Origin of the sequence: Saccharomonospora sp. NB11 (assembly GCF_015910535.1) — a bacterium.
Classification (GTDB): Bacteria; Actinomycetota; Actinomycetes; order Mycobacteriales; family Pseudonocardiaceae; genus Saccharomonospora.
This window is the reverse complement of record NZ_JACBJG010000006.1, coordinates 250,596-266,308: the sequence shown is the minus strand read 5'-3', so window position 1 is coordinate 266,308 and position 15,713 is coordinate 250,596. Positions and strand designations below refer to the sequence as shown.

General features: G+C 71.5%; 11 protein-coding genes. 1 reads left to right on the top strand and 10 read right to left on the bottom strand.

All coding sequences use genetic code 11. From position 1 onward, the window contains the following. Positions 1-74: 74 nt before the first annotated feature. The 9 genes from JAV51_RS11765 to JAV51_RS11725 all read right to left on the bottom strand — a co-directional run bounded on the left by JAV51_RS11765 (position 75) and on the right by JAV51_RS11725 (position 11,527). On the bottom strand, positions 75-1,685 hold the full coding sequence (locus tag JAV51_RS11765) for a DNA polymerase Y family protein (protein WP_197320726.1): 1,611 nt from the start codon (positions 1,683-1,685) through the stop codon (positions 75-77). Next, the gene (locus JAV51_RS11760) at positions 1,682-2,470 is read right to left on the bottom strand and encodes a hypothetical protein (protein ID WP_231641901.1); all 789 of its coding nucleotides are present in this window, start codon (positions 2,468-2,470) and stop codon (positions 1,682-1,684) included. The genes JAV51_RS11765 and JAV51_RS11760 overlap by 4 nt, the downstream gene beginning before the upstream one ends. A gap of 309 nt (positions 2,471-2,779) precedes the next feature. Continuing rightward, positions 2,780-4,345, bottom strand: a complete 1,566-nt coding sequence (gene purH / locus JAV51_RS11755) for a bifunctional phosphoribosylaminoimidazolecarboxamide formyltransferase/IMP cyclohydrolase (RefSeq protein WP_197320774.1) — start codon at positions 4,343-4,345, stop codon at positions 2,780-2,782. Between the two features lie 14 nt (positions 4,346-4,359). Next, positions 4,360-4,977: a phosphoribosylglycinamide formyltransferase gene (gene purN / locus JAV51_RS11750; protein ID WP_197320725.1), complete on the bottom strand. Its 618-nt coding sequence runs from the start codon at positions 4,975-4,977 to the stop codon at positions 4,360-4,362. Between the two features lie 72 nt (positions 4,978-5,049). Further along, positions 5,050-6,249, bottom strand: coding sequence for a DUF6350 family protein (locus JAV51_RS11745; protein WP_197320724.1), 1,200 nt, complete (start codon positions 6,247-6,249; stop codon positions 5,050-5,052). Positions 6,250-6,348: 99 nt separating this feature from the next. Next, positions 6,349-7,140, bottom strand: coding sequence for a DUF5336 domain-containing protein (locus JAV51_RS11740; protein WP_197320723.1), 792 nt, complete (start codon positions 7,138-7,140; stop codon positions 6,349-6,351). A 272-nt stretch (positions 7,141-7,412) separates the two neighbouring features. After that, positions 7,413-8,300, bottom strand: a complete 888-nt coding sequence (sucD, locus tag JAV51_RS11735; protein ID WP_197320722.1) for a succinate--CoA ligase subunit alpha — start codon at positions 8,298-8,300, stop codon at positions 7,413-7,415. A 5-nt stretch (positions 8,301-8,305) separates the two neighbouring features. Then, on the bottom strand, positions 8,306-9,475 hold the full coding sequence (sucC, locus tag JAV51_RS11730) for an ADP-forming succinate--CoA ligase subunit beta (protein ID WP_197320721.1): 1,170 nt from the start codon (positions 9,473-9,475) through the stop codon (positions 8,306-8,308). Positions 9,476-9,697: 222 nt separating this feature from the next. After that, a complete protein-coding gene (locus tag JAV51_RS11725) occupies positions 9,698-11,527 on the bottom strand; it encodes a hypothetical protein (protein WP_197320720.1) in 1,830 nt (609 codons plus the stop codon). Between the two features lie 644 nt (positions 11,528-12,171). Between JAV51_RS11725 and JAV51_RS11720 the strand changes: the two genes are divergently transcribed. Further along, a complete protein-coding gene (locus tag JAV51_RS11720) occupies positions 12,172-12,885 on the top strand; it encodes a M23 family metallopeptidase (protein ID WP_197320773.1) in 714 nt (237 codons plus the stop codon). Positions 12,886-13,111: 226 nt separating this feature from the next. Here the strand turns inward: JAV51_RS11720 and pcrA are convergent, their stop codons facing one another. Further along, positions 13,112-15,571: a DNA helicase PcrA gene (gene pcrA, locus JAV51_RS11715; protein WP_197320719.1), complete on the bottom strand. Its 2,460-nt coding sequence runs from the start codon at positions 15,569-15,571 to the stop codon at positions 13,112-13,114. Between the last annotated feature and the right edge of the window lie 142 nt (positions 15,572-15,713).

Genomic DNA, 15,713 nt, shown 5'->3' with positions numbered 1-15,713 from the left:
TCACCTCGTCGCTCCCCGAAGCTCCGCCCCTCCCGGACGGTGTCCCCGGTCGTCCCGATGCCCGTCGGCGTCCGCTAGTCGTACACCCCCTCGACACTCCACTTCGGACCATCACGGGGCTCGGCGTCCCACCGCAGCAGCAACGCGTCCACGGCCTCACCCCGCTCGTCCTCCAGCACCACCTGCAGCCGGGCGTGCGTCCCCGTGCCGTCGGGTGCCCACCAACGCGCCTGCACGACCCAGGGCCCCGCCCAACCGACCACCCTGCGAGGCCGACCGTCGGCCACGGCCACCCACGCCGGTGCGGACGTCGCCTCGTTGCGGTCCGTGACCCCGACCTGCGCCCCGTCGACACCCGTGACGACAGCGGACGGAGCCGAAGCGGGGACGATCGTCGGGGAGGGAGCCGGAATCCGGCCCGGCCACGGAGCGTCGTGCCCTGCGGAAGGTGTCCGGCGTTCGCCCCAGGGGACCAACCGCACCCGCTCCCCCGGCCCACGGCCGCCCTCCAGCACTGCGGTGCAGACGCTCTCCGGACCGAGCAGCCCCTGCACGTGGACCAGCGCTCTGCCCGCACGATCGGACTCCGGGGTGTGCTCGGCGGAGCCCCCGCCCGCCCACAACCCGAGCTGCAGCGACTCGCCCTCCACGACCTCCTCGGGCACCAGGCGCAGCAGCCGCACCCCGGCGGTGGGGCGCGTTCCCTTCCCCGTCCGCAGCCACCCCTCGAACTGCCAGCGCACGCGGTCGGCCACCCCATCGGCCGTGAGCGGCTCGGCACAGCGCCAGACCCGGCCCAGCTCCTCGCCTTTCTCCGTGGTGGCGTAGATGCCGAGCCGGGTACAGGCCAACCCGCGTGAGGCGAGGCCGGCATGGAACCGCGTCGCGAGCGTCCTCGCGGCGAAGGCCGCCGTGTCCACCCGATCCAACGCGTGCTCGAACGACTCGACGAGCTCCAACTCAGGAGGCGGCGTCCGCCGGAACGGTGGTCGCTCGTCCTGTCCCCGCGCCAGCCTGTGGGCCACCAATCCGGCACGCCCGAACCGGGCGGTCACCTCGCGCTCGGCGAGTTTCGCGAACGCCCCCAGCGTGCGGAGACCGAGTCTGCGCAGCAGATCCACCAGCTCCGCCCGGTCCGCGTCCGGCTGGTCGAGCTCGGTGACGCTCCACGGCGCCAGGAACGCGGGCGAGCCTCCGGGTTCGACCACGACGCCGCGCCGAGCCGCCAACATCGCCGCGAACAGGCCGTCCGCGATACCGATCTGGCATTCCACCCCGGCGCGGACGGCGACGTGGTCGATGAGCTGCTCGGCCAACGGCAGCTCCCCGCCGAAGTACGCCGTGGCTCCGCCGACGGGGACGGCCACGATCCCGGGTCGTACGACCTCGACGCCGACCACGAGTTCCTCCACCGCCCCGGCGACCGACTCGAACAGTCGCGCGTCGCGGTCCTCGTCCGCGGCGAACACCGCGAGCTCGGGGCACCGCGCCTGCGCCTCTCTGCGACGCATCCCCCGGGTGACCCCGGCCGTGTGCGCGGCGGGCGAACACGAGACGACGCGGTTACCGACGAACACGGCGGCCGGATCGTGGACCGACAGCCGTGCCGAGGCACAGGCGGCCACCACCGGCCAGTCCGGGCACCACACCACCACCCGACGTGCGGGAGTCGACCGAGGAGTCATCCCGCGACCTCCCGCACCGGGCTCGGCGAGACGGACGACCGTGTGGCGGGAAGAACGACGTCCGGTGCCCCCACCCCGCCGTTCGACCCCGGCAGCAGGAGCGTGGCCTGCACCGGCCGAGCCAGTGCCGCCCGCCCCGTCGCCTCCACCACGACCTCGCGTTCGCGCAGGTGAGCGTGGCCGTCCTCGGTACCAGTCCATCGGATCGTCCGACACCGCAGCTCGACCTCCGCGCCCGGCCACGCCCCGAGGGAGAGCAGCACCGAACCGCGTTGCCGCGCCCGCGCCGACAGCCGTCGCGCGAGCGTCTCGCTCCCCGGGCCGGCGGGAGGGCGTGCCGCCACGAGATCGAGCCCGTCGAGCAGGGCGGCGGTGACCGCGGGGAACTCCGCGCCGGGATGGGGAACCAGCGCGAGCCGGGACAACTCCACCCCCAGTTCCTCGGCGGCCACCAGGCCCAGCCCGGGCACGCCCACCACCGCCGCCCAGGAACCCCGCGCCGTCGCCTCGGCGAGAAGGGCGAGCAGCAGGGACGTCGAGCCCCGGACCGCCACGGTGCTGCCTCTCCTCAGGCCCTCGCGAGGCAGCAACCCGGCGAGCGGAGACGCCACGGGCAGCACCTGCCCCGCCGCCTTCGCATGCTCGGCGGCCTCGGCCACCGCACTGGCCGTGCTCACCCCGGGCAGTGCCGCCAGCCGCGCGACGGCGCCCCTGGACGCACCAGTCCGCTCCGGCCGGATCGGAGTCACCGAGCCCGCATGCGGCTCGACTCCCGACGGTCGCATCGACGTCACCTCCCCTCACACCGAATTCGCGCACGTCGAACGCAGGATCGACGTGCGCGGGACGCGCCGCGGGGAAGACGGCAATCGAACACACGTTCGACAGCCTCAGTAAACGTCGACACCCCACCCCTGTCAAGCAACAGCACCGGGTCGAGTGACGCAGAACGCGCAGCTCATGGCCCCCGACGACACAGCGCGACCACCTCGACGCCCCGAGGAGCCGCACCGGCGCTCACGGCCGGGGGCGAACACGACACCGCCGGTGCGCCCGGGCCGAGACCCGTGACGCACCGGCGGCGAGAACGTGACTCAGTGGGTGAAGTGACGGGTCCCGGTGAAGTACACGGTGGCGCCCACGGTCTCCGCCGCGGCGATCACCTCGGCGTCCCGCACGGACCCACCGGGCTGGACCACCGCACGCACGCCGGCCTCCAGCAGCACTTCGAGACCGTCGGGGAACGGGAAGAACGCGTCCGAAGCAGCCACGGCACCCTTCGCCCGGTCCCCGGCCCTGCTCACCGCCAGCCGGGCAGAGTCGACCCGGTTCACCTGGCCCATGCCGACCCCCACCGTGGCCTGCTCGTGCGCGAGCAGGATGGCGTTCGACTTCACCGCCCTGATCGCCCGCCACGCGAAGGCCAGGTCGGCCAGGGTGGCGTCGTCCACGGCCTCGCCGGTGGCGAGCGTCCAGTTGGCCGGGTCGTCGCCCTCGGCGTCGATCCGGTCGGCGGTCTGGACGAGCACCCCGCCCGAGATCGGCCGCAGCTCGGTGGTCTCGGCCCACGCCTGCTCCGGCAGGCGCAGCAACCGGATGTTCTTCTTCCGCGTCAACACGTCCAGCGCGTCGTCGTCGAACCCGGGCGCGAGCACCACCTCGGTGAACACGTCGGCGATCTGCTCCGCGAGCTCCACCGTGACCTGCCGGTTGGCCGCGATGACCCCGCCGTAGGCCGACACCGGGTCGCAGGCGTGCGCCTTGCGGTGCGCCTCGGCGATGTCCCCACCGACGGCGATCCCGCACGGGTTGGCGTGCTTGATGATCGCCACGGCCGGCTCGGAGAAGTCGAACGCCGCCCGCCGCGCCGCGTCGGTGTCGACGTAGTTGTTGTAGGACATCTCCTTGCCGTGCAACTGCTCGGCGAAGGCGAGCCCGGAGGGCTCGGAACCCCGGTAGATCGCGGCCTTCTGGTGAGGGTTCTCGCCGTAGCGCAGGACGGCGTGCCGCTGCCAGCTCCCGCCGAGGAAGTCGGGGAAACCGCTCTCGGCGGCCTCGGCGTCGGGCGCGTAGGACTCCGCGAACCACGAGGCCACCGCGGTGTCGTAGGCCGCCGTGTGCGCGAACGCCGCCGCGGCGAGCCGCCGCCGCTCGTCGAGGGCGAAGCCGCCGTCGCGCACCCGCTCCAGCACCCAGTCGTAACGCTCCGGGTCCACCACCACGGCGACACTCGCGTGGTTCTTCGCCGCGGCACGCACCATGGCGGGGCCGCCGATGTCGATGTTCTCGACGCACTCGTCGAACCCGGCACCCGACGCGACCGTGCTCTGGAACGGGTAGAGGTTCACGACGAGCAGGTCGAACGGCAGGATGTCGAGCGACCGCAACTGCTCACGGTGCTCCTCCCGGGTCGTGTCGGCGAGCAACCCGGCGTGCACCCTCGGGTGCAGCGTCTTGACGCGGCCGTCGAACGACTCGGGGAAACCCGTCACCTGCTCGACGGGGGTCACCGGCACACCGGCGTCGGCGATGACCTTCGCCGTTCCGCCCGTGGAGACGATCTCCACCCCGGCCGCGTGCAACCCCGTCGCGAGTTCGAGCAGGCCTCGCTTGTCGGACACGCCGATCAACGCACGTCGTACGGGCCGCTGTCCCGCCATCGGGGTCTGCTCGCTCACGAGAACCTCACCTTTCGTCCGTCCACCGTGCACCCCGCACGGCCCAGTTTCGCGATGACGTCGACGAGCAGCCTGCGTTCGGTGGCCTTGATGCGCTCGTGCAACGTCGCTTCGTCGTCCTCGGGCTCGACGACCACGGCCTCCTGCGCGATGATCGGCCCGGTGTCCACACCGGCGTCCACGAAGTGCACCGTCGACCCGGTCACCTTGACGCCGAGTTCCAACGCGTCGGCCACCGCCCGAATACCCGGGAAGGCGGGCAACAGCGCCGGATGGGTGTTGATGACCCGATGTGGGAAGCGAGCCAGGAACTCCGGCCCGAGGATCTTGAGGAATCCGGCCGAGACGACGAGGTCGGGCCGGTAGGCGGCGACGGCCTCGGTGAGGGCCTTGTCCCAGGCCGCCCGGTCGGGGTGGTCGCTCATCTTCACGGTGAACGTCGGCACTCCCGAACGTTCCGCCCTGGTGAGCGCCTGCACCCCCGTGCGGTCGGTCCCGACGGCCACGACCTCCGCCGGGTAGGAGTCCTCGGTCGCCGCGTCGAGCACGGCCTGCAGCAGGGTCCCCGAACCCGAGGCGAGCACCACCGTCCTCGCCCGTGCCGGAAGTCGCAAACGGATAGCCAGTGGGATCTCCTCACCGGGGCGTGCGCCGCGCGCACGGCTACTGAGCTGGTGCCACCAACCCTAAGGGCGTCGTGCCCGCTGCCGCTTCCGAGGGGTACGCCGCGAATCGGACTTCGCGCCGGTCAACCACGCAACCACGGCACCGGGCCCCGCCACGAAGGCGAAGGCCGTGAGGGAGAACACCTCGGCACGCACCGAGACGGGATCGTAGGCACCGCCCCCGAGCTCTCCGCCCGTGACGGCGGCCACCACCAGCGCGCAGAACCCGCACACCACGCCCGCCACGAGCACCGCGCGCAGCCGCACGACCACGCGCTCGTCGACGTCCCGCAGCGACCACCCCACGGCGGCTCCGAGCGCGAGAGGCAACACCAGCAGCAGCGGCCACCACGACCCGTACTCCGCGGGCAACCCGGCGAGGACGGGCAACGCGGGCAACGGTCCCGGGTCCATCGCGAACGCGCTCACCGACACCGACCCGATCACGAAACCGCCGCCCGTGAGCACACTCGCCGCGAGCACGGCCGCGTTCGGCACGTACGCGGTGCTCAGCAGCACCATGCCCACCGCACTGCCCGGGTCCGGGGAGAAGGCCTCGAACAACGTCTCCAGCGTCGACCACGCCGCCAACGTCGCCCCGACGTAGGCGAGCGCGCCCAACCCCATGAGGACGCCGAAGGCCACGAGTCCCGCCCGGATGCCTCGCACGGCCACGGGATCGAGCCGGTGCAGCCACTCGTCGGACGAGGCCGTGGCCGCTCCCACCAGCGCCGCGACGACCGACACCACGGTGGGCATCACGATGGCCTCGGGGAACTGCGCCTCCACGGACGTCCCGACGGAGATGCCGACGAAGGCGACGGCTGTCAGAGCGTGCGCCCCCGCGACCGCTCCCATCACCGGCAGCGCGCGGAGCACGACTCCGGCCTGGCCACCGTCGAGATGGTCGAGGCGGTACGACGCCGCCATCGACGCCCGGAACACGGCGAGCACGACGGCGAACGTCGGCAGCAGGGGCAGCACCCCCAGCGGTGCGCCGTCGATGTCGAGCGGCGCCTGGTAGGCGGCCAACCACGCGGGACAGGCGGCGAAGAGGACACCCTCGGCGGAGAAGTCGGCCCTCGGCGCGAGCGCGACCACCACCACGAGCAGGCTCGCGACCACGGCGTACCCGATGACGATCGGTCCGAACGCGACGCCGAGGAGCACCCGGATGCGATCGAACCCCAGCTCGTGGTCGCGCACGATCGGTCTGCCCATGGGGGGCACCTTCGCACCCGGAGAACGTCAGGAGGGTGAGCCACGCCGCCACCGCTCAGGCGGTGGGACGGGACTCACCCTCCCTCGACACGTCATCGATCAGGCGTTGGAACCGGTCGAACCGCCCTGCGTCCCGGCCTGGCCGGGCTGCCCCGGCTGTCCGGGCTGCTGGTTCGACTCACCCGACGGCTGCTGGAGGAACTGGCCGTGTTGCGGGGCGTACGCGGTGGGCTGCTGCTGCACCGGCTGCGCGAACTTCGTCGGCGCGGCGAACCCGCCCGAGCCCTCCGAGGACGTCCCCGGCGCGGCGGGCTGGCCCGGCTGGCCCTGCTGCTGCGGCGCGGGCGCGCCGAACTGTCCCGACTGAGCCGGCTGGCCGGGCTGCCCGAAGCCACCGGTCTGCGGGTAGTTCTGGCCGTACGGCTGCGGCTGGCTGCTCGGCTTGATGATGCCCGCGTCCAGCAGGTACGCGGTGACGGCGCAACCGGCCTGGGCGATGCCGAAGATCAGCACGAGGATGCCGCCCACGGCGAGATTGTTGACGTGGAACACGGTGAACAGGAACACGAGCACGGTCCCGAGCGACAGCACCGCAGGCCACGCCCCGGGCTTCGACTCACCGGGCAGGAAGCTCACCGCAGCCACGGCACCGGCGATGAACAACAGGGCGGGGACCCAGTTGACCGCCGACTCGTAGAAGCTGCTCCCGCCCGTGAAATTGGCGAAGGCGAGGAAGAGGTTCAACACCCCGAGCCCGCCGGTCACCAGCAGCAAGATCTTCGGCATCGGCAGCGAAGGCCGTCCCGCCGCCTGCGGGCCCGGGTACGGCTGGTGTGGCTGCTGCGGGCTCTGGCCCGGGAATCCACCCGGCGTGCCGCTCGGGAAGGTCATCCGTGTTCTCCTGTCGTCTTCGAGCTCGTAGGGTCGCGGTCGGCGCACGCCCGCCGCAACAGCGCCTCGCCGCGGCTGTGCCCCCGATCGACGGTGCCGACTCCCGCCCACTCTTTCGACGCGATGTGAGCGCACGCGGTTTCGCTGTTCCGGTGCTCTTTCTACACAGATCATCCCGGACGCGGAACGGGGCCGTGCACACCAGGTGCCCGGCCCCGTTCTCCGTGAGGTGGACGGGCGGGACACGCACTCGCGCCCGCCCGTGTCGCGCGTCAGAGCGCCTTGTACAGCTCGCGTGCGAGCTCGGCGGTCTCGGTGGGGGTCTTGCCGACCTTCACACCGGCGGCCTCGAGGGCCTCCTTCTTCGCCGCCGCGGTCCCGGACGAACCGGACACGATCGCACCGGCGTGGCCCATCGTCTTGCCCTCCGGCGCCGTGAACCCGGCGACGTAGCCGACGACCGGCTTGGTGACGTTGGCCTTGATGTACTCGGCGGCACGCTCCTCGGCGTCCCCACCGATCTCACCGATCATGACGATGAGGTCGGTCTCCGGGTCGGCCTGGAACGCCTCCAGCGCGTCGATGTGCGTGGTGCCGATGATCGGGTCACCGCCGATACCGATGGCGGTGGAGAAACCGATGTCCCGCAGCTCGTACATCATCTGGTAGGTCAGGGTGCCCGACTTCGACACCAGACCGATACGGCCGGGGCCGGTGATGTCGGCGGGGATGATGCCCGCGTTCGACTGTCCCGGCGAGATGATGCCCGGGCAGTTCGGGCCGATGATCCGCGTCTTGTTGCCCTTGGCGCACGCGTGGGCCCAGAACACGGCCGAGTCGTGCACCGGGATGCCCTCGGTGATCACGACGGCGAGCGGGATCTCGGCGTCGATGGCCTCGATGACCGCGTCCTTCGCGAACTTCGGCGGCACGAAGATGACGCTGACGTCGGCGCCCGTCTCCTTCATGGCCTCGGCGACCGTGCCGAAGACGGTGAGGTCCTTGCCGTTGATGGTGACGGTCTGACCCGCCTTGCGGGCGTTCACGCCGCCCACGATGTTCGAGCCCGCCGCCAGCATCTTGGTGGCGTGCTTCGTGCCCTCGGACCCGGTCAGGCCCTGGACGATGATCTTGGAGTCACTGTTCAGAAAGATCGACATGTTGTTCACGCACCTGCCGAAGCCAACTCGGCGGCTTTGTCGGCCGCGCTGTCCATGGTGTCCACCAGCGTCACGAGCGGGTGCGCCGCCTCGGCGAGGATGCGGCGGCCCTCCTCGACGTTGTTGCCGTCGAGCCGCACGACCAGCGGCTTGGTCGCGTCGTCGCCCAGGATCTTCAGCGCCTCGACGATGCCGTTGGCCACCGCGTCGCACGCGGTGATGCCGCCGAAGACGTTGACGAACACGCTCTTGACGTCGGGGTCACCCAGGATGACGTCGAGACCGGCGGCCATGACCTCCGCGGAGGCACCGCCACCGATGTCGAGGAAGTTCGCGGGACGCACCCCGCCGTGCCGCTCGCCGGCGTAGGCCACGACGTCCAGCGTGGACATGACGAGGCCGGCACCGTTGCCGATGATGCCCACCTGGCCGTCCAGCTTGACGTAGTTGAGGCCCTTGGCCTTGGCCTTGGCCTCCAGCGGGTCCTCGGCCTCGACGTCGACGAAGTCGGCGTGCTTCGGCTGCCGGAAGTCCGCGTTGTCGTCGAGCGTCACCTTGCCGTCGAGGGCGATGATCTCGTCCTTCGGGTCCCGCACCAGCGGGTTCACCTCGACCAGGGTGGCGTCCTCGGCGACGAACGTCTCCCACAGCTTGACGACCACCTCGGCGGCCTTCTCCCGAACGGCTTCGGGGAAGTTCGCCTTGGTCACGATGTCGCGCGCCGTGTCGAGGTCGACACCGGTGAGCGGGTTCACCGGGACCTTCGCCAGCGCCTCGGGGCGCTCGACGGCGAGCTGCTCGATCTCCATGCCGCCCTCGGCGGAGGCCATGGCCAGGAAGGTGCGGTTGGCGCGGTCGAGCAGGAACGAGAAGTAGTACTCCTCGGCGATCTCAGACGCCTCCGTGACCAGCACCCGACGCGTCACATGTCCCTTGATGTCGAGGCCGAGGATCGCTCGGGCCTTCTCCACCGCCTCGGCCGGGTCACCGGCGAGCTTCACGCCGCCGGCCTTACCACGGCCACCTGTCTTCACCTGAGCCTTCACCACGACCTGGCCACCGATTTCCTCGGCCGCCCGGCGGGCTTCCTCGGCCTCGCCGACCACGGTTCCGGGCAGTACCGGAACGTCGTGGGCAGCGAAGAGCTCCTTCGCCTGATACTCGTAGAGGTCCACTACTTCAGTCTCCTGACGACACGCCAAATGTGGTTTGTGTGAAACCGTGCTGCCGGACGCCGTCGACCCTATCGAGCCGTCCGGTCGCGACATCGCCCACGTCAGGTGAACTGGGTCACCGCACCCCGTCTGAGCTGGGAAGTGTGGCGAAAATCGCGCTGTCGGCCCCCATGGCCGACCCGTTCGAGTGAGGTCCGCCGCACACCGGGCGAGCCGACGTCGTCACGGTCGCCGACCACCGAACGCGGCCGTCGCGGCACAGGCGAGCAGCACGACCACGGCGCCCAGCGAGAACCACAGTCCGGGCCCCGCGGAGGCCCCGTCGATCTGTCCTCCGACCAACGGCGCCGTCGCGGCCCGCAGCCCCGCCACGGCGGCTGCCCCCACCAGCAGCGCCGCCGCCCGCGCAGGCCTGCTCCGCGCCGCGAGCACGCAGCCCCCGAGCACGGTGACCAACGCGGCGGCGAGCCCCCAGGTCGGCGGACCCACGTCGGAGATCAGGCCCGGTTCGACGTAACCGACCGCCGTCACCATCGGCGTCACGAAGGCCGCGATCACCAGCACCGCCGCCGCGGCCAACGGCGTGAGCATGCGGAGACCGACCGCCGACAGCCCCGCGACGCTCTCGCCCTCGTCCAGCTCCTCGCGCTCCACCAGCCCGGCGACGACGGAACAGCACGCGGTCACCGCCGCGCCGACCATCGCGAGCCACGCCCAGAGCACCCCGGGTCCGGAGTCGATGGACACCGCCGTCACCTCGTCGCCGGACAACGGCCCGGAGACGGACAACATCGACGACGTGTAGCCCGTGGTGAGAGCCGTGTCGAGCACGGCCGCGGCCGCGAGCGGGACACCGACCCACACCATCGACACCACCGGCCGCACCAGCGGGGCCAGCCGTCCGACGAACATCGCCACACCGGCCACGCCGAGCACCAGACCCGCCGCCAGCAGGAGGAACCGGGCCGGACTCTCGGGCGGCTCCGCGCCGCCGCCGACCTCCACCTGCGGCGACAACGCACCGAGGACGGCCAATCCGGCGGTGAGCACGGCGACCACCGCGGTGCCCGTTTCGAGACCACGCCGGCCCGGCAGGTGCGCGTCCACCTCGGCGTCCGGTTGCCGCGGCTCCGCACGCCCGAGGCTGAGCGACGCCGCTCCGAGACCGAACACGCCGAATGCGGCGATGACCGACCCCGCGCCGACGTGCAGCGACGGCATCGCGATCGCGGCGACCAGCGCCGGGAGACTCACCCCGGCGAGAGCGAGCGCGAGCCCGCTCACCGCCGCCCGCACCACGGAGGCCTCACGGAACTCGGCGACGAACAGCACCACACTCAACGGTAGGGCGAGCGCACACACCACCAGTCCGAGCAGCACCAGCCCGGGACCGTCGAAGGCGTTGGACGCGAGCAGGTAGACGTCGTCGGAGGAGAAGGGCGCCATCAGCAGCCCGTACGCGCCGACCACCGCGGCCGCCCCCGCGACGAACAGGACGCGGCGACGCCAACCGATCGGACCGTCGGTGTCTCCCCCCTCGGCGAGGAGACCACCGCCCGCCCCACCGCCGGCAACCGCGTCCCGACGGCGCAGGGCCGCGAAGGCCAGCACTCCGGCGACCACGACACACCCGTGCCCGAGAATCAGCGTCCAGAGACCCGGCGTCGGCGAGGGCAGTCCGAGATCGACCGGGAGATACAACTCCGGCCGGGACGCCACGGACGCGTCGGCCGCGAGCTGGAGGTCGACGAGGGCCGCACCGGGAGCGAGGAGGGCCGTCCCCACCAGGACAGCCGCGCCCGCGCCACGCCGCGCTCGACGGAGCAGCGCCCCGGCCACCAGTACGGGAGCGAGCGCGAGCGCGACGAGCATCGGGGCACTGACGAAACCGGGCTCACCGCCGTCGACCACGGGAACGACTCCGCCCACCGCGCGCAGGGCCGCACCGACGACCGCGACCACCATCGCGGCCGTGAGCAGGCGCCGGTCGAGACCGCCGACCTCTGTGTCGGCCTCCCCGTCGACACCCGTGGGTCGCGACGCCGCGGTCACGTCTACGCGTCGAGGTCCGATGATCCACCCCCGTGCCGGCGTCGCGGGCGACGCGGCGCGTCCGGCACAGCAGCCCGCGCCACGCGGAACTTCCGGCGACGAGGGTAGCCGGGCAGCCGCCTCCCCGCGGTCCCCGTCGAGTGCGCGGGAAGGCGGACCGGCCGCCCGACCGTCGGGTCGGCGCGCGTGCGAGCGCGTTGCGCGCGCGAGCGGTGATCGGAATCTCATTCGCGCGGTTTCAAACCTCCGGTTGCCTGAATGTAACGCACATCACATTTGCGATCGGAATACCCGTCTACCTGTCGTCATGCGACCGACCCACGATCACGGCGGCCCCCAGGCCGCCCGTCGCCACGGTGGGAACCTTGCTCGCAGCGCCACCATTTCGTTACTGTCCCGCAGTCCCCATTACGGTCAGATCACGAACCACGAGCGGTACCCCGACACCGCTCAACCGGGTCCCCCCGCCCGGCGGATCGCGACTGACTCCCCGAGTAACGGAAGGCGCTGTCTTGGCTCGACACCGCTCCCCCGGCGGCCAAGGTCCTTCCCCGGCACTCGAAGAAGCACTGGACAGTGCTGTCGTTCGTGCCCGGGGCTCGCACCGGCTTCCCGCGCCGTCCTCGGCGCTGCGTGGCCGTGTGATGGTGGCCGCCGTCGCGGCAGGCGCGTTCGCCGCCGCAGCAGCAGGACAGACGATTCAGGCCACGTCCGGCGGCGATTCGACCGAACGCCACACCGACGTGACTCCCCTGGCCAACGCCGGTGACGCGAGCACGGCCATGACCACCGGAGGCGCCGCAGGCGTCGGTGGCGACGCCCGTGCGGGCGCACCGGTACTGCTCCAGGTCACCGCCGACCCCACCGACGCCTCCCTGGAGGCTCAGAAGCTCACCGAGAGCGCCGAGCTCACGGAGGAGCGGCTGGAGCGGGAGGCCGAGGAGCGGCGCAAGGCCGCCGAGGAGGCCGCGCGCCCCAAGTTCGTGGCACCCGCGCAGGGTGTGTTCACCTCCGGCTACGGCGCTCGCTGGGGCGAGACCCACTACGGCATCGACATCGCCAACGCCATCGGCACGCCGATCCTCGCCGCGGCCGACGGTACCGTGATCGACGCCGGTCCGGCGAGCGGTTTCGGGCTCTGGGTCCGCGTGCAGCTCGACGACGGCACGATCCACGTCTACGGCCACATGGACAGCTTCTCCGTCCAGGTCGGCCAGCGCGTCAAGGCGGGCGAGCAGATCGCCGTCATCGGCAACAAGGGCCAGTCGACCGGCCCCCACCTGCACTTCGAGGTGCACGAGAACGGCGTGAAGGTCGACCCGCGAGCCTGGCTCGCCGCTCGCGGCGTCTACGTCTGAGCCGAACCTTCCGACGCCGAACCTTCCGACGCCGACGGCGTCGGTGATCGAGACGATCCACGCGGCCCGGGAGTCCCTCGACTCCCGGGCCGCGCTGTATGCCGCGCCTGTCCCCGAGCCGGACACCACCCCGGCCGTGACACGACACACCCTGGACCTCCCCGGTCGAACCCCTGTTCGAGATCGAGGTTAGACCGAGGGTCCGACAAAAACGGGCCGCTCCGGCTCAGAGCTTCACCATCGGCACGCTGCCGATCAGCATGAGCCGCACGGTGCCCGCGCTGCCGAAGTCGATCGTGGCCGTGGCCCTCGGACCCGACCCCTCGGTGGCCACGACGGTGCCAAGACCGTACTTGTCGTGATTGACCCGGTCGCCGACGTCGAGCTTCAGCGCCACCGTCTTCTTCCACGCGTCGCCCCGCCTCGGCGACGACGAGAAGCCCTGGAATGACGTGGTGCGCATCCCGCCTGCCGCGAGGCCCGCCTGCGCCGAGTCGGAACCGATGCCCGGCCTGCGCCCCCACGTGGTGGCCGCCCGCGGCGCCCTGGCCTCCTTGCGGGGCTCCTGCCGACGCCAGTCGATCAGCTCCTCGGGGATCTCGTCGAGGAACCGCGACGCCGGATTGCTCATCGGCTGCCCCCAGGCCGTGCGCACCAGCGCGCGGGACAGGTACAGCCGCCGCTGGGCCCGGGTGATGGCGACGTAGGCCAACCTGCGCTCCTCGGCCAGCTCCTTCGGTTCGCCGAGCGCCCGCAGGTGCGGGAAGACACCGTCCTCCCAGCCCGCGCAGAACACGACCGGATACTCCAGCCCCTTGGCCGTGTGCACGGTCATGAGGGTCACCACGCCCTGGTCGTCCTCGTCGTCCTCCTCGCCGTCGGGTGAGGGGATCGAGTCGGCGTCGGCGACCAACGACACTCGTTCCAGGAACGCCGCGAGCGAGCCGGGCTCGGGGACCCCGTCATCGGTGTCGTCGGCGTCGTCGCCGGCCTCCTGCTCCGCCCGCACGGTCTGGGCGAACTCCGTGAACTCCCTGGCGACCGTCACCAGCTCGTCGAGGTTCTCCAACCGTGTGGCGTCCTGCGGGTCCCGCGACTCCTCCAGCTCGGCGCGGTAACCGGTGCGGTCGAGCACCGCATCCAGCACGTCCGCGACGTCGGTGCCCTCGTCCACCAGGTCCCGCAACCCGTCCAGCAGCTCCACGAAGGCACTGATCGCCTTCTGCGAGCGGGGGTTGAGCAGCGGCACCCGGCCCGCCACGGCGTCGCGCAGGGCGGCGGCGAAGGAGATGCGCTCCCGCTCGGCGTGCGTCGCGACCACGGCCTCGGCGCGGTCGCCGATGCCGCGCTTGGGCACGTTGAGGATGCGCCGCAGGCTCACCGTGTCCTCGGGATTGGACAGCACCCGCAGGTAGGCCAGGGCGTCCCGGACCTCCTTGCGCTCGTAGAACCGCACGCCGCCGACGACGCGGTAGGGCAGCCCGAGCCGGATGAAGATCTCCTCGAACACCCGCGACTGGTTGTTGGTGCGGTAGAAGACGGCGACGTCGGAGTAGTTCGCCTCCCCGCGGTCGGCGAGCGCGTCGATCTCCCCGGCCACGAACGCGGCCTCGTCGTGCTCGTTGTCCGCCACGTAGCCGACGATGCGTTCACCGTCACCCGCGTCGGTCCACAGCCGCTTGTCGCGACGGCCCGGGTTGCGGGCGATGACCGCGTTCGCGGCCGACAGGATCGTCTGCGTCGACCGGTAGTTCTGCTCCAACAGGATGGTGCGCGCGTCGGGGAAGTCGCGCTCGAACTCCTCGATGTTCCGGATGGTCGCGCCCCGGAACGCGTAGATCGACTGGTCGGCGTCACCGACGACGCACAGCTCCGACGGTTCCAGCCCGGACTCGGTGGGTTCGGTGCCCACCAGCTCACGCACCAACGTGTACTGGGCGTGGTTGGTGTCCTGGTACTCGTCCACCAGGACGTGCCGGAAGCGCCGCCGGTAGTGCTCGGCGACGTCGGGGAAGGCCTGGAAGAGTTCGACCGTCCGCATGATGAGGTCGTCGAAGTCCATGGCCCCGGCCTGCACGAGCCTGCGCTGGTACTCGCGGTACGCCTCGGCCGCCTTGCGGTCGAAGTCACTGGCTGCGGCCTGAGCCGCCGCGTCGGGGTCGATCAGCTCGTTCTTCCAGTTCGACACGTGCGTGGCGAGCGCGCGCGCCGCGTAACGCTTCGGGTCGAGGTCCAGGTCTCGTCCCACGAGCGTCATGAGGCGCCTGCTGTCGTCGGCGTCGTAGATGGAGAAGTTGGACGTCATCTCCAGCGTCTTCGCCTCGCGCCGCAGCAGGCGGACGCACATCGAGTGGAAGGTCGACACCCACATCGCCCCCGCCCGACGGCCGACCAGGTCGGACACGCGCTCGCGCATCTCGGCGGCGGCCTTGTTCGTGAAGGTGATGGCCATGATCTGACCGGGATGCACGTCCCTCGCGGCGAGCAGGTAGGCGATCCTCCTGGTCAGCACGCGGGTCTTGCCGGAACCGGCTCCGGCGACGACGAGCAACGGGCGCCCCTGGTGTTCCACCGCCGCACGTTGTGCGGGATTGAGGTCCTCCAGAAGAGCCTCACGGGCGTCGGTGGAGGACGAGTCACCGGCTCGGTGCGCCGGTTCGGGGGGAAGGTCGAACAGGGTGTTCATCGTGAGTGACTGGACCTAACGACGTGCCTGGCGAGCTGACGTGCGCCGACGCTACTCGATGCCACCGACGGCGAGCCGATCGCCCGAGCCGGGGAACGGCGGGAAGGGACGTCTCGATGTTACGTCGCCGTCGTCGCCGCAC

What these genes read in the sequence shown, in the direction of transcription:
- JAV51_RS11740 (WP_197320723.1), bottom strand. Translation starts at nt 7,140, where the DNA reads ATGACCTTCCCGAGCGGCACGCCGGGTGGATTCCCGGGCCAGAGCCCG.
- JAV51_RS11765 (WP_197320726.1), bottom strand. Translation starts at nt 1,685, where the DNA reads ATGACTCCTCGGTCGACTCCCGCACGTCGGGTGGTGGTGTGGTGCCCG.
- purH (WP_197320774.1), bottom strand. Translation starts at nt 4,345, where the DNA reads ATGGCGGGACAGCGGCCCGTACGACGTGCGTTGATCGGCGTGTCCGAC.
- JAV51_RS11760 (WP_231641901.1), bottom strand. Translation starts at nt 2,470, where the DNA reads ATGCGACCGTCGGGAGTCGAGCCGCATGCGGGCTCGGTGACTCCGATC.
- JAV51_RS11720 (WP_197320773.1), top strand. Translation starts at nt 12,172, where the DNA reads ATGGTGGCCGCCGTCGCGGCAGGCGCGTTCGCCGCCGCAGCAGCAGGA.
- pcrA (WP_197320719.1), bottom strand. Translation starts at nt 15,571, where the DNA reads ATGAACACCCTGTTCGACCTTCCCCCCGAACCGGCGCACCGAGCCGGT.
- sucD (WP_197320722.1), bottom strand. Translation starts at nt 8,300, where the DNA reads ATGTCGATCTTTCTGAACAGTGACTCCAAGATCATCGTCCAGGGCCTG.
- JAV51_RS11745 (WP_197320724.1), bottom strand. Translation starts at nt 6,249, where the DNA reads ATGGGCAGACCGATCGTGCGCGACCACGAGCTGGGGTTCGATCGCATC.